The 21,904-nt window shown below is 55.1% G+C and carries 21 protein-coding genes and 1 riboswitch; of the genes, 13 read left to right on the forward strand and 8 right to left on the reverse strand.

The window, feature by feature from the left end; genetic code table 11:
• Positions 1-134: 134 nt before the first annotated feature.
• Positions 135-530 (forward strand): Imm1 family immunity protein, encoded by a 396-nt coding sequence (locus Q371_RS09175; RefSeq protein WP_034339251.1) that lies wholly within the window; start codon positions 135-137, stop codon positions 528-530.
• 154 nt (positions 531-684) lie between these two features.
• The gene (locus Q371_RS09180; protein WP_169743817.1) at positions 685-1,182 is read left to right on the forward strand and encodes a nuclease A inhibitor family protein; all 498 of its coding nucleotides are present in this window, start codon (positions 685-687) and stop codon (positions 1,180-1,182) included.
• 36 nt (positions 1,183-1,218) lie between these two features.
• Here Q371_RS09180 and Q371_RS09185 read toward each other — a convergent pair whose 3' ends face one another.
• Positions 1,219-2,445: an MFS transporter gene (locus Q371_RS09185; RefSeq protein ID WP_034339255.1), complete on the reverse strand. Its 1,227-nt coding sequence runs from the start codon at positions 2,443-2,445 to the stop codon at positions 1,219-1,221.
• 409 nt (positions 2,446-2,854) lie between these two features.
• Between Q371_RS09185 and Q371_RS09190 the strand changes: the two genes are divergently transcribed.
• From Q371_RS09190 to Q371_RS09205, 4 genes are all read left to right on the forward strand, one after another.
• Complete coding sequence (locus Q371_RS09190; RefSeq protein ID WP_034339256.1) at positions 2,855-3,847, forward strand: hypothetical protein; 993 nt, start codon at positions 2,855-2,857, stop codon at positions 3,845-3,847.
• Between the two features lie 178 nt (positions 3,848-4,025).
• A complete protein-coding gene (locus Q371_RS09195) occupies positions 4,026-5,429 on the forward strand; it encodes an RtcB family protein (protein WP_034339257.1) in 1,404 nt (467 codons plus the stop codon).
• A gap of 93 nt (positions 5,430-5,522) precedes the next feature.
• Positions 5,523-6,557, forward strand: coding sequence for an RNA ligase (ATP) (locus Q371_RS09200; RefSeq protein ID WP_034339258.1), 1,035 nt, complete (start codon positions 5,523-5,525; stop codon positions 6,555-6,557).
• 9 nt (positions 6,558-6,566) lie between these two features.
• Entirely contained in the window at positions 6,567-7,118 is a 552-nt protein-coding gene (locus tag Q371_RS09205; protein WP_034339259.1) for a 3'-5' exonuclease, read from the forward strand.
• Positions 7,119-7,299: 181 nt separating this feature from the next.
• Here Q371_RS09205 and glgC read toward each other — a convergent pair whose 3' ends face one another.
• The gene (glgC, locus tag Q371_RS09210; RefSeq protein ID WP_157442608.1) at positions 7,300-8,538 is read right to left on the reverse strand and encodes a glucose-1-phosphate adenylyltransferase; all 1,239 of its coding nucleotides are present in this window, start codon (positions 8,536-8,538) and stop codon (positions 7,300-7,302) included.
• A gap of 303 nt (positions 8,539-8,841) precedes the next feature.
• Entirely contained in the window at positions 8,842-8,988 is a 147-nt protein-coding gene (locus Q371_RS26910; protein ID WP_157442609.1) for a hypothetical protein, read from the reverse strand.
• A gap of 300 nt (positions 8,989-9,288) precedes the next feature.
• On the opposite strand from Q371_RS26910, the gene pckA reads away from it, so the two are divergent.
• The 3 genes from pckA to Q371_RS09230 all read left to right on the forward strand — a co-directional run bounded on the left by pckA (position 9,289) and on the right by Q371_RS09230 (position 11,951).
• Complete coding sequence (pckA, locus tag Q371_RS09220) at positions 9,289-10,875, forward strand: phosphoenolpyruvate carboxykinase (ATP) (protein WP_034339262.1); 1,587 nt, start codon at positions 9,289-9,291, stop codon at positions 10,873-10,875.
• A gap of 81 nt (positions 10,876-10,956) precedes the next feature.
• Positions 10,957-11,292, forward strand: a complete 336-nt coding sequence (locus Q371_RS09225; RefSeq protein ID WP_034339263.1) for a hypothetical protein — start codon at positions 10,957-10,959, stop codon at positions 11,290-11,292.
• Positions 11,293-11,638: 346 nt separating this feature from the next.
• Positions 11,639-11,701: riboswitch (guanidine-III (ykkC-III) riboswitch) on the forward strand.
• Between the two features lie 10 nt (positions 11,702-11,711).
• A complete protein-coding gene (locus Q371_RS09230; protein WP_034339264.1) occupies positions 11,712-11,951 on the forward strand; it encodes a CBU_0592 family membrane protein in 240 nt (79 codons plus the stop codon).
• A gap of 109 nt (positions 11,952-12,060) precedes the next feature.
• Here the strand turns inward: Q371_RS09230 and Q371_RS09235 are convergent, their stop codons facing one another.
• Together Q371_RS09235 and Q371_RS09240 are read right to left on the reverse strand one after the other, a co-directional pair.
• Entirely contained in the window at positions 12,061-13,146 is a 1,086-nt protein-coding gene (locus tag Q371_RS09235; protein WP_034339265.1) for a S1C family serine protease, read from the reverse strand.
• A 15-nt stretch (positions 13,147-13,161) separates the two neighbouring features.
• Positions 13,162-13,359, reverse strand: coding sequence for an FmdB family zinc ribbon protein (locus tag Q371_RS09240; RefSeq protein WP_034339266.1), 198 nt, complete (start codon positions 13,357-13,359; stop codon positions 13,162-13,164).
• A gap of 668 nt (positions 13,360-14,027) precedes the next feature.
• Here Q371_RS09240 and glmS point away from each other — a divergent pair.
• The 4 genes from glmS to Q371_RS09265 all read left to right on the forward strand — a co-directional run bounded on the left by glmS (position 14,028) and on the right by Q371_RS09265 (position 18,590).
• Positions 14,028-15,848: a glutamine--fructose-6-phosphate transaminase (isomerizing) gene (gene glmS, locus Q371_RS09250; RefSeq protein WP_034339268.1), complete on the forward strand. Its 1,821-nt coding sequence runs from the start codon at positions 14,028-14,030 to the stop codon at positions 15,846-15,848.
• 134 nt (positions 15,849-15,982) lie between these two features.
• The gene (locus tag Q371_RS09255) at positions 15,983-16,393 is read left to right on the forward strand and encodes a hypothetical protein (RefSeq protein ID WP_034339269.1); all 411 of its coding nucleotides are present in this window, start codon (positions 15,983-15,985) and stop codon (positions 16,391-16,393) included.
• A 41-nt stretch (positions 16,394-16,434) separates the two neighbouring features.
• Positions 16,435-17,502: a YibE/F family protein gene (locus Q371_RS09260; protein ID WP_034339336.1), complete on the forward strand. Its 1,068-nt coding sequence runs from the start codon at positions 16,435-16,437 to the stop codon at positions 17,500-17,502.
• Between the two features lie 101 nt (positions 17,503-17,603).
• Positions 17,604-18,590 carry a hypothetical protein gene (locus tag Q371_RS09265; protein WP_157442610.1) on the forward strand — a complete coding sequence of 329 codons (987 nt, stop codon included), beginning with the start codon at positions 17,604-17,606 and terminating at the stop codon, positions 18,588-18,590.
• Between the two features lie 158 nt (positions 18,591-18,748).
• On the opposite strand, the gene Q371_RS09270 is transcribed toward Q371_RS09265, so the two are convergent.
• The 3 genes from Q371_RS09270 to murA all read right to left on the reverse strand — a co-directional run bounded on the left by Q371_RS09270 (position 18,749) and on the right by murA (position 21,808).
• Complete coding sequence (locus Q371_RS09270) at positions 18,749-19,246, reverse strand: NUDIX hydrolase (protein ID WP_034339271.1); 498 nt, start codon at positions 19,244-19,246, stop codon at positions 18,749-18,751.
• Positions 19,247-19,255: 9 nt separating this feature from the next.
• Positions 19,256-20,344: a peptide chain release factor 1 gene (prfA, locus tag Q371_RS09275; protein ID WP_034339272.1), complete on the reverse strand. Its 1,089-nt coding sequence runs from the start codon at positions 20,342-20,344 to the stop codon at positions 19,256-19,258.
• Between the two features lie 174 nt (positions 20,345-20,518).
• A complete protein-coding gene (gene murA, locus Q371_RS09280; protein ID WP_034339273.1) occupies positions 20,519-21,808 on the reverse strand; it encodes a UDP-N-acetylglucosamine 1-carboxyvinyltransferase in 1,290 nt (429 codons plus the stop codon).
• Positions 21,809-21,904: the final 96 nt, after the last annotated feature.

Consider the following 21,904-nt stretch of genomic DNA (forward strand, 5'->3'; position numbering starts at 1 on the left):
GTCCAACTTGCGCAATGAAGGCTGCCCAAAAACACAAAAGGGGGCTTTTTTCCCCTTGTGCACTTTGAAAAAGCAGTGCAGGATAAGTTAACCCTACTGGTCCTGTGCAACACGAAGAGGGTGGGAGGTGAACCATGACTCCAGTTGGAACGGTCATCTGGCAAGGCATGTCCAGAGCATTGCAAGTGACTTCGCGTGCCGAACTCGTGTGGGCCATCGAACAGGCCCTGAAAGAAGCCCAGTCCAGAGGAATGCCCCTTTCCCTTGAACTCTGCGTGCACAACACCGGAGTCATGAGCATCGTGGTGGGGGCCGAGCGCAGTTATCTGGTGTTCAAACCCCAAAACGGTCGGTTTTGCCATGTGGCCGATGATGTCAAACAGGGCACCTGCATGGTGTTTCTGGAAGACGGTCACCTCTCAGAAATCGATCTGAAATTCACAGTGCCGTTTGAGCTGGCCCGTGAAGCACTGCTCAGCTTTGCAGAAACCGGTGAAATTCCCAGAACCCTGAGTTGGATGAGTGCTTGAAGGTGTTCACGGGCCATCCCTGACAGTGAACAACGAGAAATCCCTGCCCCATCCATGCAGGAGATCCATCAGCTTCTGTGGTGAAAACCACCACCTTTGACCCTCAGCTTTTTCCTGAAGCGCAAAGCCCGAAGGGCAGGCTACCCTGATGGGCATGAACCGTCTGCTTTTGGGTTTTTGTTGTGTGCTCATGCTGGGCACCGTGTCCTGCAATCAACGTTCCATTCCAGAGCCACAAATGATACTGATGGAACAGGCTTTGCCCATGGGGGCTTTCAAAACGGCAGTCATGGATGCGGTGCAAGGAATGCTTTTTCCCAGCGAATCAGATTTTCCTTTTGGGTGGTTCGAGAGCAACCTCAAAATCCTGCCAGAGGCTTCCCGGTTTGCTTCCCATGTGGGCAAGAAAGGGGAGGTCGCACAGAAAATGGCTCTGGATGTGTTCTTCCAGAGGTACACCCGCATCGAACCGTGGATGGATGAGGGACAGGTGCAGTTTGCCCATCAAATGCAAAACCTGCAACGCATTTATCAGAACAGCAGCAAGAAACTGGCGGTGTACCGTGTGGGAACCGTGCAGGTACACATCTATATTGTGACGGTGGTTCAGGGGCGTGTGGTGGGCCTCCACACCATCAGCATAGAGACTTGATGGGGGCCAGGTGTTCTTGCTGTGAACTGAAAACTTTCACGCATCTTTGCGCAGTTTGCTCAGGAAAAGCCATGCCAGCACAAATGCCCCAATGGACACGAAAAACACGGCACGGTATCCACTCTGGTCTGCCAGCAATCCCCCTGCTGCCGGAGCAAACACCATGAAGGCCATGAGGGTGTTCATGGTCCCGAGGTAACGGCTGCGGTCATGGGCAGGGGAGATGTTCAGGGTGTAACTGCCAAAAGCCAGACCGTAGCCTTGCTGTGCCATGCTGTATAGCATGAACACCAGCAGATACATGGCCGGTTTGTCTGGTGGGGTCAGCAAAGCCACGATGGGGGCCAGCAGGGCAATCGAGGTGGCAATCCGCATCACCCTTCGGCTGCCTTTGTCTGTGCCAATCCACGTCCAGAACAGGTTGGACAGCGGAACCACCCCAGCAATCACCATCAGGAAGTAACCGATGAAGGTGGGCTCGATGTGCAGGTTTTTCAAGGCATACACGGCAAAGAACGGTTCGGCAATTCCTCCGATGGCGACCAGAGCCCTTGCCACCAGAAAACGGCGCATGTCCGGATCTTTGCGCAGCATGTTGGGAATGTTGCGGATGTCCTCAAAGACATTGGTGCGGGGTTGCACGGGCTCATCGGGTTCCTGCACCCGACCAAACACCGCGTATCCAGCCGTGTAAATCAACCCTCCCAGAAAGAAAATCAGGGAATAGTTGTAGGGAAAAGCCAGATCGGAATCCATGATGAAACGCACCAGAATGCCAGCACCAAAAGCCAGAATCCCTCCCCCAAGGTTGCGCATCCCAAAAAACAAGGGGCGTTCTTGCTGGGGTATGATCTTGGACACCACTTCCAGCCACGGTAAACCAGTGATTCCTGCGGCCAGAGAACTGCCCGCAATGCACAGCAAAAACAGGGCCAGCAACAAGGTGGGCTGACCAATGAACAGAAAACTGGTGAGGGCCAGACACATGTACATGATGGTCCGGATGTTCGCCATCTTGTTGTAAACCGGCAGTTTTCGGGGATAGCTGCGCACAATGGACGCCACATAAAGCTGGGGCAAGAACCACATTCCGGCACTCAGGGCAGGAATCAATCCAATGGTCAAATTGCTGGCCCCGAGTTGCGTGGCAAACGCAGCAATCACGATGCTCGGGTTCATCAGGCCATCGGCCATCAGGACCAGCCAACCATTGAACACCCCAAACTTGAAGTTGTTTTCCCGCATCCGTTGTCGCCACAGCATGTTCTGACTCCTGTCCCGATGCGAGGCAGAGTTTTCAGGGTGCATCGGGCCTTGAAAGGGCTGTCCCTCTGGTGCCATATGCACCGGGACAGCCCTCTTTGAGGCAATCCTAACCCTGAGTGTGCACAATTAGGCCATTTGTCGCAGGGAGGAGAAATTGGCTTAGGCAAAATGGCATAGGGCAAGAAAATGCCGAGGGCCCAGAGCCGAGGGCCGAGGGCTAAAAAAGGCTTCAGCTAAAGCAATACAGGCATATATTCCCTTGACGATTTTTTATACACACAGCATCATGCTCTCGGCTCTGGGCTCTCGGCTTCAGGGCGAGGCACGCCTAGCCCCTACATGGCTCTCGGCCAATCGGCACACGCAACCCTATTCTTTTGCCCATCCAGAACCCTAAACTGTTCCCATGATTCAATTCATCGCTGATCTCGGAGAATTGCACCGCCTGCATGCGGCTTACAACACCAGCACCGTCATTGAACTCCTGAGGTCAAAAGGGGCTTCACAGGTGTACAGCACCGTGTTCATGGGTCCAGAGCATCCCCTCAAATTTGCCCTTGAGACCGCTGGAATTCCCTGCAGCGTGCTGGCCGAAGATGACCGTCAGGCGCAGAACGATCAGGGCAAGATGTTTGAATACCTCAATCAATACGCTCAGGGCAAGAAACTGATTCAGCAAAGGCAGCGTCTGGATGCCGAACTGGTGCAGGCTTTGCAGCAACCCCTCACCGCCCAGAGTGTGCACAGTGACGCCCTATTGCAGCAGATGCAGCACTACCACACCGAAGTGGGCAAGATTCTGGAAGAAGGTCCAGCCACCGCCTACCGCAAGGACCGCCTCAAAAAAGCTGTTGCAAAGCTGCAAGGGGTGTCGGATGCCTTTGTGCTGGCTGCTCTGGACGACATCCCCGAACTTTTGACCCTCATTGAAGGCAGTCAGGTGATCGATCCTGCAGGTTTTCAACCCGGTGAAAGTTCAAGGGTCAGGGCTCTGGCAGACCGTGCAGCCCTGATCGATGAAGAGGACGATCTGGAAGCGGTGGTGACCGGGCTTTTGCGTGAAACGGGAGATGCCCTCACACCCAAATCTGAGCTTCAGTACGCTGCAGCCAACATTTATCTGGCAGTCGGGGATCTGGAAAGTGCCCGCAGCCTGTTGTTTGATGCTGCCCACGGGGTGCAGGACCACCCGAGGTACCTTCCCGGTCTGATTTTTGCCCGTCTGGGTCAGGTCAGGGACGCTCTGGGAGACCGCGAAAATGCTGTGCGTGCTTATCAGGCAGCTCTGGCCCTGAGCTATGCCCCAGAGGTGGCCATTGAAACCGCAAAGCAGGGCATGGAAGCTGCATTTAATATGGATGGCTTACCCAAGGAGGGCACCGAACTAGGTGAAAGGTAGCATGTTCTGCTCGCAGGACCGCTTTAGAATGGGATCAATCCGCGTTGCAGCGTGAAACTGAAGGTCCGCAGGATTTGCAGCAGAAAAACCTCTGGGAACGGTGACACACTGGTTCTCAAGGCACCCATTCCTAAATTTCCTCTGCCCCTTTCAAGTGGGCAGTCAAAGAAGGTAAACCATGTTGATTCCCAAAGATGTCATCGAAATCGGCTATCAGGGCCGTGAAATCAAAGAAGCTTTGCGTGCTGCCGAGGTGGCCAAAAACCAGAAGCACCCCAAAGCCCGCATTGTGCAAGACCTGAATGCCGTGATGTCCAGTCCCGAGCAGTATCTGGACCATGCCATTTACAAGCATCTGGCTGCCCTGATGCACCAGAAGCGCGATCAGGCCCAGCTGATCAAGAGCCCTCTGGACTATGCCATCTGGGGTCGTGAAAACATCGAAGATGGTGCTTTCGGACAGATGCAAAACGTCATGAGCCTTGCTCCCACGGTGGCTGGAGCCCTGATGCCCGATGCCCACTTCGGATACGGAATGCCCATTGGTGGGGTGGCCGGTCTGGAAAATGCAGTCAGTCCAGCCATGATCGGTTACGACATCGCCTGCCGGGTGCGCATCAGCGTCTTTGATGGGCCCCTGTCTGGCAAGAAGACCCTCAAAAACGATAAATTGCGCAGAATCCTGCTGAACAACACCCGTTTTGGTGCCGGAGAAGGCTGGTCCAAAAATGATGCCCCAGAGCACGATGTCCTTGATGATCCCCGCTGGAACAGCATCGCCATTGCCAAGCAACTCAAAGACAAAGCACGAATCCAGATCGGCACCTCTGGAAGCGGGAACCACTTTGTGGAATTCGGCATCCTGACGTTGGAAGAAGCCTCTCAGGAACTGGGTCTGGATGCAGGTGAATACCTTGCCCTGATGAGCCACTCGGGTTCGCGTGGTGTGGGACACAAAATTGCCACCGAATACATGAAGCGTGCAGAGAAGAACCTGCCCAATCTGGATTTGCCCTACAAGGCTCTGGCATGGCTGGACCTGAACACCGAAGACGGTCAGGAATACTGGGAAGCCATGAACCTGATGGGCGATTACGCCAGTGCCAACCACGCCATCATCCATGAACGCATCGCCGAAGACCTTGGGGCGCAGATCATCGGGCATGTGGAGAACCACCACAACTTCGCATGGAAGGAACAGCACGGAGGCAAAGAGTTGATCGTGCACCGCAAAGGGGCCACCCCTGCGGCAGAGGGTCAACTCGGGGTGATTCCGGGCAGCATGACCCAGCCTGCTTACATCGTGGTCGGCAAAGGTGAGGAAAAAAGCCTGACCAGTGCCAGTCATGGTGCTGGACGCAAAATTGGCCGCCGTGCAGCAGAACGCACTTACGACCAGCAGGACCTGAAAAAAGCGGCGAAAGACGCGGGTGTAGAGGTCATTGGTGCAGGTGTAGACGAAGGCCCATATTGCTACAAAGACGTGCAGGAAGTGATGCAGGCCCAGAGGGATCTGGTCAGGCCCATCGCATCCTTCCAGCCCAAAATCGTGCGCATGGACGCTGGCAACGAAGACATCTGAAGCAAATTTCCACGTCTGGGGTTGCTTTCCAAGGAAGGCAACCTTTTTTGATGTGGGTTTCAGCGGTCAGATCAGGGCTCAAAAAGGAGATTTATGTTGTGGATGGTTTCAAAACACATTGCTGAACTCAAACCGCATCCCAATGCGGATGCACTGGACATCGTGAAGCTCGGGGCCAATCAACTGGTGGTCAAAAAAGGCGAAATGCAAAATGGCGATACAGTCCTTTTCATCCCCAAGGATTCCCTTCTCCCAGAGCACATGCAGCCTGATTTCCCTTATGCCAGAGAAGGCCGGGTTCGGACGGTGCAACTGCGTGGTGAGATCTCGATGGGGATTGCCTTGCCTTTGGCAGCGGTCCAGTGGTTTTTTGGGGATGAAATCCATGCCCTGATCCAGCTTGCCGACATCGGTGAAGATGTTTCTGCTGTGCTGGGCATCGAAAAATACGAGCCTCAAATTCCTGCCCACATGCATGGAGAAGTGGAAATCATGCCCATCCATGTGGTGTATGGTCAGCACGACTGCAACCAGTACGGCACCTACCGCGATGAACTCGATTTCAATGAACGGGTGGTGGTCACGGAAAAGCTGCACGGCTCTCAGGGCATTTACCTGTTTGTCAGAGGAGAAACGGGTCAGGAAGTGTACGCCACCTCCAAAGGGATGCTCAGAAAAGGCCTTCTGCTCAAGCCCTCTGAAAGCAACGTGTACTGGCAGGCCCTCAAAAACACCGGACTTTCCGAGAAAATTCAAACCCTTGCAGGCCAGACGGTTCAGGTGATTGGAGAGGTGATTCCGGTCCAGAAAGGCTACCCTTACGGCCAGAGCAAAATCACTTTGCGCATCTTTGAAGTACGCATTGACGGAAAAATCCTGCCCTATGATGCCCCAGAACTGCTGCCCCTGAAAGACCTCTGGGTGCCAGTGATTTACGACGGCAAATTTGGCAAGGCCGACCTGTACGCCCTCAGCAAAGGAAAAGAGCAGGTGTCAGGGCAGGGTCTGCACATCCGCGAAGGGGTGGTGGTGCGTCCCCACGTGGACCGCAAAGCTCTGGACGGTGAGTGGCTGAAACTCAAAGTCATCAACCCGGCTTACAAAGAGACCGGCGAAGAATTCAACTGAGGAAACACCATGGACAAGTTGCTGATCATCGATGTGGAATCCACCTGCTGGCAAGGCAAGATCCCTGCTGGCATGACCAGTGAGGTCATTGAACTCGGGTATGCCATGTTGCAAAAAGGGGAGGGTGTGCTGGAATGGGGTTCTTTCTTGATCCCTCCCGAGCGCAGTGAAATCAGCCCGTTTTGCACCGAACTGACCACCATCAGTGCGCAAACTTTTGTGGATGAAGCGGACAAGGTGGTGTCCCGTCAGGACTTGCTTTCAAAACTGGATGCGCTGGTTGGCAAGCATGGTTGGCTGTCCTTCAAATCCTGCACATGGGCATCGTGGGGCGACTACGATTTCAAGATGCTCTGCAAGACTTTTGGGGAACACCAACTGAACAAAGACCACCACATCAACATCAAAAAACAACATGCAGCATTTCGGGGTTTGCCAAAAGCTCTGGGCATGGGTCAGGCCTTGAATCTGGAAGGACTGGTTTTGCATGGCACCCATCACCGGGGTGGAGACGATGCTTACAACATCGCCCAGATTGCCCGCAAAGCGCTGGATTGGTGAGGGGAAAGTTCACAGTAGACAGTGCACAGAAGAATTGACTTTCTTGCTGGTGAGGTGGTCAGACTTACCTCTGAAAAGCATTGAAAAAACAAGACCTCCTGAGTTTAAGGAGGTCTTGTCATGTCTTGCTGTCTACTGTGAACTGTCAACTCTTTCAAGCGCCTGAAGCGTGTACGCCCACTTACTTGAAATTGTAAGACTTCGGCACCACCACCACGCCACTCTCGGTGACCACGAAGCCTCTGGAGCGGTCTTCTTCAAGGTCGTAACCGATCTGGGTTCCTGGTGGGATGTGCACGTTTTTGTCAATGATGGCGTTCTGGATCCGGCAGTGACGGCCAATTTCCACTTCATCGAGGACCACGCTGCGGTTCAGTTCGGCGTAGCTGTTCACCCGAACGCGGCGAGACACCACGCTTTCACGCACGGTGCCCCCAGAGACAATCACGCCCCCGGCCAGCAGGCTGTTGAGGGCCCGTCCGGTGCGGTCTCCGGCTTCGTGGACAAACTTGGCGGGAGGGCTGAATTCCATGGCGGTGCGCAGGGGGAATTCGGGGTTGTACAGGTCAAACTCGGGTTTGGCGCTCACGAGGTCCATGTTGGCCTCGAAGTAAGCGTCCAGGGTTCCCACATCGCGCCAGTAGGTGTTGGGTGCACTCTGGCCGGGGATGGGGTTGCGGGCAAAGTCGTAAGCCTGCACATGGTAACCATCGCGGATGGCTTTGGGAATGATGTCTTTGCCGAAGTCGTAACCGCCTTCGCGTTCGGCTTCGTGCAGCAGTTCTTCCAGAGCTCTGGCGGAGAAGATGTAGTTGCCCATGCTGGTGAGGGCGGTGTCGGGTTTGTCTGGCAGGGCTTTGGGATCTTTGGGTTTTTCTTCAAACCCAATGATGCGGTAACGCTCGTCCACCTGCATGACCCCGAAACGGCTGGCCTGACTGACCGGCATGGGGTAAGCGGCGATGGTGATGTCTGCACGGGTGTCCTGGTGCATTTCGATCATGTGGTTGACGTTCATCTTGTAGATGTGGTCACCCGAGAACACAGCCACATAGTCTGCATGGTAGTTTTGCACGAGGTGGAGGTTCTGGTACACCGCATCAGCGGTTCCGCGGTACCACACCGGACCAAGTTCCTCGTAGCGGTACATTTGTGCAGGAACGAGGGTGATGAAGTAGTCCGAGAGGAACGTGCCGAAACGCCAGCCCCGTTGAATGTGTTCGGTGAGCGATTGGGCTTTGAACTGGGTGAGCACGTAAATGCTGAAAATGCCCGAGTTGATGAAATTGTTCAGCGCAAAATCAATGATGCGGTATTTGCTGCCGAAGGGCACTGCGGGCTTGGACCGTTTGGCGGTGAGGGGGCTGAGTCGTGTGCCTTGTCCGCCTGCCAGAATCATTCCTAATACTCGTTTCGCCACTGTCAACCACCTTAGCGTTAAATTTGGCTTCATTCTATCCCAACTTTGCGATTCTCACCTGTGGGATTTTCCTGAGAACTAAACATGAGAGGCTGTTTTTACGCAGTCCTTTTTTCAGAGGCGTTTCATCTGTGAGAAGAATCACGTGCTGTGCTGTTTTGATGCCTTTCATGACGCTTTGTGAACAAATGGACTTGCATTTGGTTCAATTGTCAGCTTTTCTTCAAAGGGACATTTGTCTGGTTTTTCTGGAAGGTTTGCAACGATTCGACGCCATGGGGTGTGGTTTCAGGTGCCTTTTTGTCAAAAAGAGCCAAAATGCTGGAGCTCTTTTTCAAGACGATCATCAGCACGATGTTCAAAAAATTCAGCGCAAAATGCACAAAAACCACAGGGTGCTGTGGCAGCTTTTCCATGATGCGACAGTTTGTTTGTGTATTCGGGACGCATGACTAGAACCCTTGCAGTACACTCTGGACAATCAAAACTCTGGCAAGGCCAGAGGAGAGGAGGCCGACTGGCACAGGGATCTGGCGGATTTCTTTAACCTTAGTTAAGTGTATACAATACACCTAATTTCCCCCCTTTTCACAGGGTGCAAATTGATCGAAAAACGTGTATTGAGACACATAAAAAGCACTTTGTTAAGTCAAATGACTTGACAGATGAGTTTTTTGCATATCTGTGCAAAAAAGTATTTTGCTAGAGTTAAGGAAATTTCCAAACCCATCCAATACACGGAGGAAGACCATGGGCACACAGGACCTGAGTTACTTGGGAGTGAACAACGTCAAATTGCACTGGAATCCCGGTGTTGCAGAACTGTACGAAGCTGCTGTTCGGCTCGGCGAAGGTCACATCGTTGAAGGGGGTCCTCTGCTGGTGGAAACCACTCCACACACCGGACGCAGCCCCAAAGACCGCTTCATTGTGGAAGACGAAAACACCAGAGACAAAGTCTGGTGGGGAGGCTTCAACACCCCCATTTCCAGCGAAGTTTTTGACAACCTGCTGGGCAAAATGGTGGCTCACATGGATGGCAAAGAGGTGTTTGTGCAAAACCTCTACGCTGGGACCGACCCTGATTACCACATGCCCGTTCGTTTTGTCACCGAAATGGCCTACCACAGCCTGTTTGTGCGCAACATGTTTGTGCGCCCCACCAAAGCCGAACTGCGCAACTTTGAACCGTCCTTCACAGTCATCAACATCCCGAGTTTCAAAGCAGATCCTGTTTTGGACGGCACCCGCACCGAAACCTTCATCATCGTCAACTTCAGCAAACGCATGATTCTGGTGGGCGGCACCAAATACGCTGGAGAAAACAAAAAAGGCATTTTCGGGGTGCTCAACTTCGAACTGCCTGATCTGGGTGTCATGCCCATGCACTGCTCGGCCAACATTGGACCTGCTGGCGACACTGCCCTGTTCTTCGGACTCTCTGGAACCGGAAAAACCACCCTCTCTGCGGATCCCAAACGTGCCCTGATCGGTGACGACGAGCACGGATGGACCGACCACGGCATTTTCAACTTCGAGGGAGGCTGCTACGCCAAGGTCATCCACCTGAACCCCGCTGCCGAACCCGCCATTTTCCGCACCACCCGCATGTACGGCACCGTTCTGGAAAACGTGGTGATGCGTGAAGACCGCACCCTCGACCTCGACGATGGCTCCATCACCGAAAACACCCGCAGCGCCTACCCGATCACCCACATCGACAACATTGCCCCCGGTGGACGCGGCACCCGACCCAAAAACATCGTGTTCCTGACCGCCGATGCATACGGTGTGCTGCCTCCCATCTCACGCCTCACCCGAGAGCAGATGATGTACCAGTTCATCTCGGGCTTCACGGCCAAGATTCCCGGCACCGAGCAAGGTGTCACCGAGCCCGTCCCCACTTTCTCCACCTGCTTTGGAGCCCCTTTCATGCCCCGTCATCCCGGCGTGTACGCCGAATTGCTGGCCAGAAGGGTGGAGGAGACTGGAGCCAGAGTCTGGCTCGTCAACACCGGATGGACCGGAGGCAAATACGGACAGGGCAAACGGATGAGCATCTCCTACACCCGCAACATGATCAATGCTGCTTTAAACGGCGATCTGGACGATGTGGAGTTCGTGACCGAACCTTTCTTCAACCTCTCCATTCCCACCAAAGTGCCCGGTGTGGACCGCAGCATCCTGAACCCCAGAGACACCTGGCAGGACAAGTCCGAATACGACAAAACCGCCCGCAAACTCGCCCGGATGTTCCGGGAAAACTTCAAACGCTTTGAAACAGGTGTGTCCCCTGAAGTGACTGCCTGCATGCCCGTGCACGAAGAACTCGTCTGATCGGTCCATAGACCCTTCCAGAGGCGCTTCTCCGGGAGCGCCTCTTCGCTTGATCCCGAAACCTGTTTGGAGGTACCCACCATGCACATTCTGGGAATTGACGCACGCAAAAACGAACTCTGGGCCTGCTTGCTCAGCGACGACAAAGAGAAACACCTCGGGGCTTTTCCCAACAGTGAACTGGGGGTCGGATGGATGCTCGCCTGGGTCAACCAGTACACCCCCATTGGCGATGTGCAGATTTGCATTGAATCCGACACCTGGGAAGCCAGAACCTGCACCCGCACGCTGAAAAAGCAGGGCTGTCAGGTCAGCATGCAGCGTCCTCCCATGGCCCAGTTGACCCCTTTTGACACCCCCCCCATGCAGGCAGAATTGATGGCCCTGTTGGGGATGGAAAAAGCCCTGAAAGCCTGAAATCGGTTTTCAGTTCACAGTTTTCACCGCTCAGTGCGAAGCGCCTCAGTGCCGACCAAGCCGCCTTGGAGGCACGCTTTAAGAGGCAAGAACCAGCACGTCGTCAGAGCAAGACAGTTCACGGCGAACCTCAAAACATCTGTGTTGCTCACAACCATGCGGTCCAGAGGCTCTTTTGAAAGGGTGGGTCTGGACCACATGGGTTTTCAGGACAATTGCTCTGCCTTCTGCCTTTCTCCTTCAGCCTTCTGCCACAGCGCACAACGTCCCCATGATGCCCTCGGCTCTCGGCCCTTGGCCCTCGGCTTTTTGCTCCTGATTTGCTCATCCCGCCGTGCTATTTTTAATGCTACGGGCCTGACCCGTTCGGACGAGACGCGCCGTACCCGAGAAGCAAAGACGACGCAGGGAGGTTTCTCGTGGAACAGGTGGTTCAGGTTTTCGGTGCCCTTTTGATTCTTGCGGCCTTTGTGATGGTTCAGGCCAAAAAAATGGATCCCACAGCGCGTTCATATCTGGTGCTCAATGCGCTCGGGTCGGCCATTCTGGCTTATGACGCTTTCCACACCCAGCAGTGGGGATTTGTCCTGCTGGAAGGGGTTTGGGCGATTGTGTCCATCAAGGGTTTGCTGGACACCTTCAAAAAGCACCCTGCTTGAGACCAAAGAACACGAAGTCCCCTTGAAATTCAAGGGGACTTTCAACTTGATGCCGATGGCTCTTTTCGGCGAAATGCAGGATCACTTCTCGCTGTTCACTGTCAACTGCTTAACGCTGCCGTTTGACCACCGTGGCGGTCAAATTGACTTCTTTCTTGTTGCGCCAGACTTTGATGGTCAACTTCTGACCGGGTCGTTTGGCAGCCACCAGACGCACCACGTCGTACTGGTCTTTGACCCTCTGGTTGTCCACGGCCACAATCACATCTCCAAGGGCCACCAGAGCGCGGTTGTTGTCGCGGATGGCTCCCCTCAGACCTGCACGTTGGCCCAGAGACCCTGCGGGGACCTCTTCGACCACGGCCCCATCTGTGGTGGTGATGCCCGCCTGTTTGCGGATGATCGGCTCCAGATCCCCGAGGTTGGACATGGTGATGCCCAGAGAGCCACGCTGGGAAATTCCGATTTGTTCAAGGTCCTGAATGGACTCTTTGACCACATCAATGGGAATCCCCAGACCGATGGAACCATCTGCGGCAAAAGTGTTCGAGGCCATCATGGCATCGGCAACACCGACCACCACCCCTCTGGAGTTCAGGATGGGACCTCCACTGTTGCCCCTTTGCAGGAAAGCAGTGGTCATGAGCATCTGGGGAATTTCCTGACCGATGTCATCTGCAGGTGCAGCCGTGCGTTCGACAGCAGCCAGTTCTCCGGTGCTCACAAAACGCCGGACCCCAAAAGGAGATCCGAACAGGATCAGTTTCTGCCCGATGATCAGGTTGTTGCTGCTGCCAAAACGCACGGTGGCTGGAGCTTGCACCCCAGAGACCGCCAGAATGGCGATGTCAATGCCGGGATCAATGCCGTCCAGTTTGGCATTCACGATGCGCCCATCGGCCAATTCCACCTGAATGCTCTCGGCATACTGCACCACGTGGTAATTGGTGATGATGCGGTTGGACTTGTAAAAGAAGCCACTTCCCACTTCCTCGGGAAGGTCTCCGGGCTGCAACTGGGATTTGGGAATGCGCGCAATGACCCGCACCAGTGCCTTGAGGTTCTTGTTGGTGACCTCAACTGTGTTGATTTCATCACTGGTGACCAGCGGACTGGCTGCCTGAAATTTGCCAAGCATGAAGCCCGCTGCACTGACAGTCAGAAGTGCTGCCACAGCGATGGAGATGCGCCTCATTCCCCTGAGTTTCAATTAACCCTCCGAGTTGCTGCTGGGACGGCTGTCCGTGACGTAGAATCCAGAGCCTTTGAAGGCAATGCCTGGTTTGCTGATCAGTCGTTTGACCGGATCCCCCGTCTCGGGGTGAACGGTCCACGCGGTTTCTGTGATCCGCTGGGTGACTTCGAAAACTTCACCGGTCTTGAGGTTTTTGTATTGATACGTGGGCATTCACCGACACCTCCCTGAGTTCAGATCGGCTTTTTCCTTGTTGGCCCTCAGGGTTTGGGGCAGGAAAAAGACCACAAAATATGGTAACAGAAGCTTGATGAAAATACCCCAAACGGTTTTACCATGTCCCTCTCACTGTACTGACCGTTCCAGAGGGGAGGGGGTGCGCTGCACACGGTTCTCTGGAGGATGTTGGATCTAGACATTCCTGAAGGTCAAGACCCTCTTGAGGTTCCATTGATCGTTTTGATCACTACACATCATCAGCATGATGTGTATGCTATAGTCTGACTGAAGATTGTTGGACCGATGGAGGTGTAGGGCACACACATTTTGAAGGAAGAACGGGAAGCGCAAGGTCCTGCACACATGCAGGAATACGAGGTGGAGGTCAGCGAACACATCTGCGGATGCCTCCAGGGTGAAGTCCCACCCTCCCCGAATTGCTTTTGAGCAATCAAGTCCAGTGATAACCCCCACGGCAACGCGGACATAACCACGGACAGGACCACACCACAACAAGGGCCACCCTGCCCGAGCAACCCCAAATCCGGCGTCATGCAGCAACCTGTCTGAGTCAGGTTGATTTGACAGATGCCACAACCCATGTAAGCCGTCTTTTCGTTCTTCTGCACAGGCAGAAGGGCGCTTTTCAGCAGGAGTAAAACATGTGCGGAATCGTTGGATACATTGGCCCTCGTGATGCCCAGGACGTTCTGATCTCGGGTCTTGCCAAACTGGAATACCGTGGCTACGACAGCGCTGGTGTGGCTGTGCGCACCGGAAACACCATCGAAGTCAGAAAGCGTGCCGGAAAACTGGCCAATCTGGCCGGAGAGTTGGAAAAAGAGCCCCTCAAAGGCACCCTTGGCATTGGACACACCCGCTGGGCCACCCACGGTCTGCCCAACGACACCAACGCCCACCCCCACGCCACCGAAGATGGCAGACTGGTGATCATCCACAACGGCATCATCGAAAACTACCTGCACCTCAAAGATGCCCTGATGGCCAGAGGCCACATCTTCCGCAGCGAAACCGACAGCGAAGTGCTGGCCCACCTGATCGAAGAAAAATACCAGGGCAATCTGGAAGTGGCTGTCCGTGAAGCCCTCGCAGAAGTGCGCGGTGCATACGGCATTGTGGTCACCCACATTGACCATGACGAAATCGTGGCTGCCCGCACCGTCAGTCCTCTGGTGATGGGCGTGGGTCAGGGCGAGATGTTCCTTGCATCTGATGTGCCTGCACTGCTGCCTTACACCCGCACCATGGTCTTCCTGCACGATGGCGACATGGTGGTCCTGAACAAAGAAGCCTACAGGGTCATGGACCTGCAAGGCAACCCCGTTCAACGCGAAGAAACCCTGATCGAATGGGATGCAGAAGCTGCTGAAAAAGGTGGCTTTGACACCTACATGCTTAAAGAAATCTACGAGCAGCCGCAAGCCCTCACCAACACCCTGATTGGTCGCCTCCACGACGAAACCGGCGAAGTGAACCTCGACATCAATCTGGACCCTGCCAGCTTCAAGCGCATCTCCATCATTGCCTGCGGAACCGCCTTTTACGCTGGTCTGGTCGGTGAATACCTGATCGAGCAACTGGCCCGCATCCCCGTTGAAGTGGATGTGGCCAGTGAATACCGCTACCGTTCCCCTCTGGTCAGCGAAAACACCCTTGCCATTGTGATTTCCCAGAGCGGTGAAACCATTGACACCCTCGAAGCCCTGCGGGAAGCCAAGAAGCAAGGTGCCAAAACCCTCGGGGTCATCAACGCCAAGGGCTCCAGCATGACCCGCGAAGTGGACGATGTGCTTTACATCCACGCTGGCCCGGAGATCGGGGTGGCCTCTACAAAGGCTTACACCGCCATGGTCAGTGCCATGCTGATGCTGGCCCTCTGGCTTGGTCGTGCCCGTGGCACCCTCAACGAAGAACTGGGCCGTGAACTCCTGCAAGGTGCCCGCGAACTTCCCCGTCTGGTGGAAGAATGCCTGCAACCCGAGCGCGTCGAGAACATCAAACGCATTGCCCAGAAGTACCACCAGGCCCGCGATTACCTGTTCCTCGGGCGTGGCGTCAACTCTCCCACTGCTTTCGAAGGTGCCCTGAAACTCAAAGAGATCAGCTACATCCACGCTGAAGCTTACGCAGCAGGGGAAATGAAACACGGTCCCATCGCCCTGATTGACCAGAACCTGCCTGTGGTGGTCATCGCCACCGAAAGCTTCCTCTTGGAGAAAACCATCTCCAACATTCAGGAAGTCAAAGCCAGAAGTGGCAAAGTCATTGCCGTGGTCAGCGATGGAGACACCGAAGCTGCCCGTCACGCCGATGATGTGATCTACGTGCCCAGAGCCGCCGAAATGGTTTCTCCTGTGGTGAACGCTGTGGCCATGCAACTGCTGGCCTACTTCACGGCCACTTCTCTGGACCGGGATGTGGACAAACCCCGCAACCTTGCCAAGAGCGTGACCGTCGAGTAAGGATTCACCTGCAAAATTGAAGATTCCAGAGGGTCGCCCATGGGCGGCCCTTGTGCGTGATGGTTTCGCTTGACTTTGGGGATGGGTCCACTTACCCTGATGTAAAGTAAGCTTGACATGAAAGGGGTCCATCCATGCAAATGAAAAGAGAGCGGCGGGAGTACAGAATCAACAGGGTGTCCCTCTGGTGGACCCTTGGGGTGTTTCTGGTGACCATGGTGATGGGAACCAGTGCCACGCTTGCAGAAAAACATCCAGATTCTCTGTGGCGTTATGTGTCCATGTTGATGGTGTTGCTGTATGGCGGCGGCATCGTCTGGTTTTGTGAGGTTTACCAGAAGATGCTTGATGAACGGATTCGCATTCGCAACGCCGAAGCTGCACGCATCACTGGAAGCTGGGCGTTTGCCCTGAGCATGACTTACATGCTGGGGGGAAAGATGCTCGGTTTCAACTGGCCCAACCCTGATTTGCATGTGCTGGCCCTTCTTGCTGCTGGGCTTTATGCTCTGGTTTACTTCATCCTCTGGCTGCGTTCCAGATAAACCCACCAGACTTTTCATGCTCACCTGCTACTGTGTACTGCATGCTCCGTGTGCTCTACACCGTTCTTTTTTGCCTGATCGCCTTGTTGGCCCCACAATCCATCGCCCAGAGTGAAACCCAGTCTGCCCAACATGGTCAGACCCTGGAAGGCTCCATCATCGACCTTGATCCCCTGACGGTGAAAGTCGGAGAGGCCACCTATCCCCTCAACAACGATGGTCAACTGGAAGTGAAGTTGGGAGATCTGGTGCAGGTGTTCCAGACCCTCGACCCCAATGGGCAGACCATTTACTACCTTGCGGATTTTGTGCGCTGGCCGTATCTGGCCATCCTCACCCTGATTTTTGTGGTGGTTGCAGGGGTGGTGGGCAAGGGAAAAGGCATTCGGGCCGTGATTGGCATGTTCCTGTCCATCGGGGTGATTTTGCTGATGGTGATCCCATTGATCCTGGCAGGTTGGAATCCTGCTCTGGTGGCCCTCATGGGCAGCACGGGCATTTTGCTGTTCAGTGTGTATTTTGTGCACGGCACCAACTGGACCACCACCGCTGCACTGGTTGCCACCATCCTGACCGCTGCTGTGGCTGTGGGCCTTGCCATGGTTGCCATGGAATTCACCCACCTCTCGGGCATTTTCGACGAGGAAACCATGTTCCTCAGGCAAATGGGCATCACCGACCTGAGGGGTTTGCTCTTGGGAGGCATGATCATCGGGGCACTGGGGGCCCTGGTGGATTCCACCATCCCACAGGTGGCGGTGGTGCGAGAACTGGCCCACATCGACCCCAAACAAAGCTGGCAAAAACTCTTTGTGTCCAGCATGCGGGTGGGCCTTGACCACATCGGCAGTCTGGTGAACACGCTGGTGCTGGCTTACGCAGGAAGCAGCCTGTCTTTGTTTGTGCTCTTTCAGGCAGGGAACACCAGCTGGAAATCCGCCCTGAACATGGAAGTGGTTGCAGGTGCAGTGGTCCAGAGCCTTGTGGGTTCCATCGGTCTGATTCTGGCAGTGCCTCTGGCCACCCTGATTGCCTGCATGGCCCACCATTACGGCCGTTTGCCTGCACCTAAAGAAGGCGAAGGACACCATCACCATCACCACCATTGAAGGTTGCAGAAAATCAGAGACAGAAACCCTGATCATGCAAGAATTGGGCGAAACCCATTTTCGTTGAAAGCAGTAAGATGAGAAACACATAGGAGCCAGAGGTGACCTTAAAACAGGCCGTTGACCACTTATTGATTGCTGTACACGATCCTTCTACCGTTCCAGATGACCTTTATCCTCTGGCACAGACTGTTTTTGATGAGGCCCGCAAACACCCCCGTGCTGCTGTGGAAGAAGCCCTGAAAGACCTTGCTCAGGGCTTGCAGGTTCCAGAGTCTGGCAAAGCCGGTTTGATCGGCATGTGCCTCGGGGCTTTTCTGGAAGGGGGATGCTCTCCAAAAGATGTGCAAAAACCCATTCTGGATCGGCTGGAATTTGTGTTGCATCGGGCCAGTGCTTTGCTGGAACAAAGTGAAGATCCCGAGGCCCCTTCCGAGGAGTGCCTTGCTGTGCTGGATGAGCTGGAATTGTTCTGGCGTCCAGCCATCGCCCTGATGTCGGTCAGCCCTGAAGCCCGAGCCGAAGCTTTGCCTTTGCTGCCTGTTTGCATTGCTCTGGCCGATCACTCCGAGGGAGCACACTGGTTGAGCAAAATCATCCCAGTCCTGCATGAGGAACCTGTGGTGGTGCTGGAACCCTCCACGCACCTCGGGGTGGAGGGGGTGCTCAGTGGTGTCACGGACAATTTTCAGTTGCATGTCCTGCTGATGGACGCTTTTCCACAAAAGGGCCTGTTCAAGCGAAAGCGCACCACGGACCGCATCGTCAGTGTGGCCAAAGGGGATGGTCCGCAAACCAGTGATGAAACTGTGGAAGGGGCATGGAACCTGTACACCCATCAAGCCCTTCTGGATGACCTGACCCTGTCTGAGGCCCCAGAGCACTGGATCTGGGGCGAGGGAACCCCCTCAGACATTCCAATCCTCGAAGACCGACGGGTGATCTTGCTCGGGGCACCCACCTACCGGCGCACTTGGAACAGCATGCGCACCTTTGATGCCCTGAAGGCCGAGCTGAAAGTGACCCGCGTGTTGAACGACAAGCAAGTGCGGGCATGGTTGGAGCGCATCACCAACAGGGAAGATTAGCAGAAAGCAGAAAGTAGGGGCGAGCGGACAGAGGGATCAAAAGGCGATCCCTCGTTTTGTACAAGAAGGCATGCCTCGCCCGCTGTGGAAAGTTTATGCTCTGGCCTGATTGTTGCCTTGGCCTTCTGCCTTCAGCCTTTACCCTTCTGCCTTCTGCTTTATTGCTGCTCTTTTCTCAGGGTGGGAATGCGAATGCCTCCCTTGCCGTCCCAGCCAGAGAAGGCATAAAACAGCCCCGGAATCCCTGAAGTCAGGTAGTCGGTCAGGGGATCGCGGATGGGTGGAGAGTCCAGCATCCGGGTGATTTCCTCGGCGGTGAAGAAACGGGCTTCCACGATGAAGCCATCAGGGTCTCTGGGGTTCAAAAGGCCTTCCCAGTCGGCTTCAAAGACCAGACTGATTGCCCGGTCATGGCGGCGCACATCTTCGATGTGGACGCAGTAGGCCAGATGGTGGATCTTTTTGAGTTTCAATCCGGTTTCTTCAAGGATTTCACGGACCAGAGCCTGAGGGGCGGTTTCGCCGTGCTCCACCACACCTCCGGGCAGGGTGTAGCGCACCCGTCCTGACTTTTGCCAGTCGTTGCCCACCAGCAGGATGCGGCCCTGTTTGTCCCTCAGGATGGCCGCAGTGACCAGCAATTCACGCCTTGCCACATGGCCCCCTCACTCTGCGGCCTCGGCCATCTCTGCCAGCAGTTCTTCGCGTTCCACCCTTTGCAGGGCTTCCAGCACATCCTCCAGATTGCCGTTCATCACCAGATCCAGAGGGTGGTTTTTGTCCTCTCCGGTCAGGCGGTGGTCGGTCACGCGGTTCTGGGGGTAATTGTAGGTGCGGATTTTTTCGCTGCGGTCCCCAGAGCCAATCATGCTCTGGCGCTCACTGCGGATTTTTTCTTCTTCTTCCTGCCTTTTGAGGTCGGCAAGGCGGCTTCTCAGGACGTTCAGGGCCTTCTCACGGTTCTTGATCTGGCTGCGGGCATCCTGACACACCACGATGATTTCCTCGGGGGTTCCCGGTCTGTACACCACGCGCACAGCCGAGTCGGTGGTGTTCACCCCTTGCCCTCCGGCACCCTGAGAACGGAACACGTCGATGCGCACATCCTGCATGTTGAGTTCCACCTCGGATTCTTCCACTTCGGGCATCACGGCCACCGTAACGGTGCTGGTGTGGATGCGCCCCTGTGATTCGGTGGCAGGCACCCTCTGGACCCGGTGAACCCCACCCTCAAATTTGAAGTGACGGTAGGCGCGCTCACCAGAGAGTTCCACCACCACTTTGGAGAATCCGCCCAGATCGCTCGGGTTGGAATCCAGCATCTCCATTTTCAGGCCGGTCCTTGTGCAGTAACGCTCATACATGCGCAACAGGTCTGCAGCGAACAGGGCGGCCTCATCCCCTCCGGCTCCCGAGCGGATTTCCAGAATCACGTTGCGTTCGTCTCTGGGGTCTCTGGGGAGCAACAGGACATCCAGTTCCTGTTCAATTTCAGGCAAACGGAGGTGTGCTGCTTCCAGTTCCATCTCTGCGAGTTCTCGCATGTCAGGGTCGGTCAGCAGTTCCTGGGCTTGTTTTTGGGACTCCGAGAGGGTTTTGTATTCCTCCCAGAGCTGCATGATGGGCGTGAGTTCAGCGTATCTGCGGTTGAGTTTGAGATAAACGTCATTGTTCCCGAAAACTTCGGGATTGCTCATCTCGCGCTCCAGACTGCGGTACTCGCGCTCGAGGTCTATTAATTTTTCAGCGATCACGGGACGAACGGCACCTCGCTTCGCTGTAAGGAAAGAAAGACTTGTGTGGCGGACATGATGCAACCAGTTTACTCGACTGTGCGTTTCAATGTGGAAGGGAATGTACACAGGCTTGCAGCACGGCATAAAAAACCTCTCCCTGTTCGGGAGAGGCAAGCGCAGCGAGGAGGGGGTTCAGTCCATTGCGGTGGCAACGAGGTGCTGGTTTTGCTCGATGTGCACCCCAATGCCTTGCAAACGCTCGGTGAGGCGCTCGTAACCGCGGTTCAGGAAACGCACCCCGTCAATGACGGACTTGCCTTCTGCGGCCATGGCAGCAATCACCAGAGCGGCACCGGCACGGATGTCTGCGGCGCGCACAGGTGCACCGTGCAGCTTCTTGCCTTGAATGACCTGGGTGTGCTCTGGGACTTCAATGTTGGCTCCCATGCGGCGCAGTTCCACCACGTGGGTGAGGCGCTCTGGGTAAACTTTGTCCATCACGATGCTGGTTCCGGGGATGGTGGCCAGCAGGGCGCTCATCTGGGGTTGCACATCGGTGGGGAAGCCGGGGAACTCGGTGGTGGTGAGGTTCACAGGACGCAGTTCACCATGACGGGCATCGATCATCAGGGTGTTGTGATCGAGTTCCAGAATGTGTGCGCCCATTTCGGTCAGTTTGGCGGTGACGGCACGCAGGTGACCGGGAATCACGTTGGTGACAGTCAATTGGCTGCGGGTGGCCACGGCAGCAATCAGCATGGTGCTGGCTTCGATGCGGTCAGGAATCACGGTGTACTCGCCACCACGGAGTTCTTTGACCCCGTTGATCACGATGGTATTGGTTCCAACACCCTGAATGTCTGCGCCCAGAGAGTTCAGGAAGCGCACCATGTCCACCACATCGGTGTCGATGCTGGCGTTGTCCAGAATCACGGTGCCTTCTCCGAGCACGGCGGCCAGAATGGCGTTCTGGGTTCCGCCCACGGTCAGGATTTCAAAAACATAAGAGCCACTGAAGGTGTCTGTGCGGCTGGCAATGAAGTTGCCGCCTTCTTCGTCCACGTCTGCACCCATGGCGCGGAAGGCCTTGATGTGCTGGTCCACAGGACGCTGACCAAAAGCACAACCGCCGGGCATGCTCACTTCGGCATGTCCAGCGCGGGAAAGCAGTGCGCCCATCAGGATGAAAGAGGCGCGCATTTTGCTGACCAGAGCGTAAGGGGCAACGGTGGAGGTCAGCTCTGGGGTGTGCATTTCAAGGGTGTTGGGTCCGAGCCAGCGGTATTTGGTGCCGAGGCCGGTCATCAGTTCCAGAATGGTGTAGATGTCTGCGAGTCTGGGAATCCCGTGCAAGACGACGGGCTCTTTGCTGAGCAGGCTTGCCACAATGATGGGCAATGCGGCGTTTTTGGAGGGTTGTGCTTTAAATTCGCCGCTCAGGCGGGAGCCACCGAAAATGGTCAGGGGGGTATCCAGAAGCATAGTGTCCTTTCAGATCAGCAGTCGCTGAGTTGTTACCAGAGTGTATGGGTCAATGCCCTAGGAGTATCTTACACACTTGACTCATGGAAGTCCAAT

It is taken from the genome of Deinococcus misasensis DSM 22328 (genome assembly GCF_000745915.1).
Taxonomy (GTDB): domain Bacteria; phylum Deinococcota; class Deinococci; order Deinococcales; family Deinococcaceae; genus Deinococcus_C; species Deinococcus_C misasensis.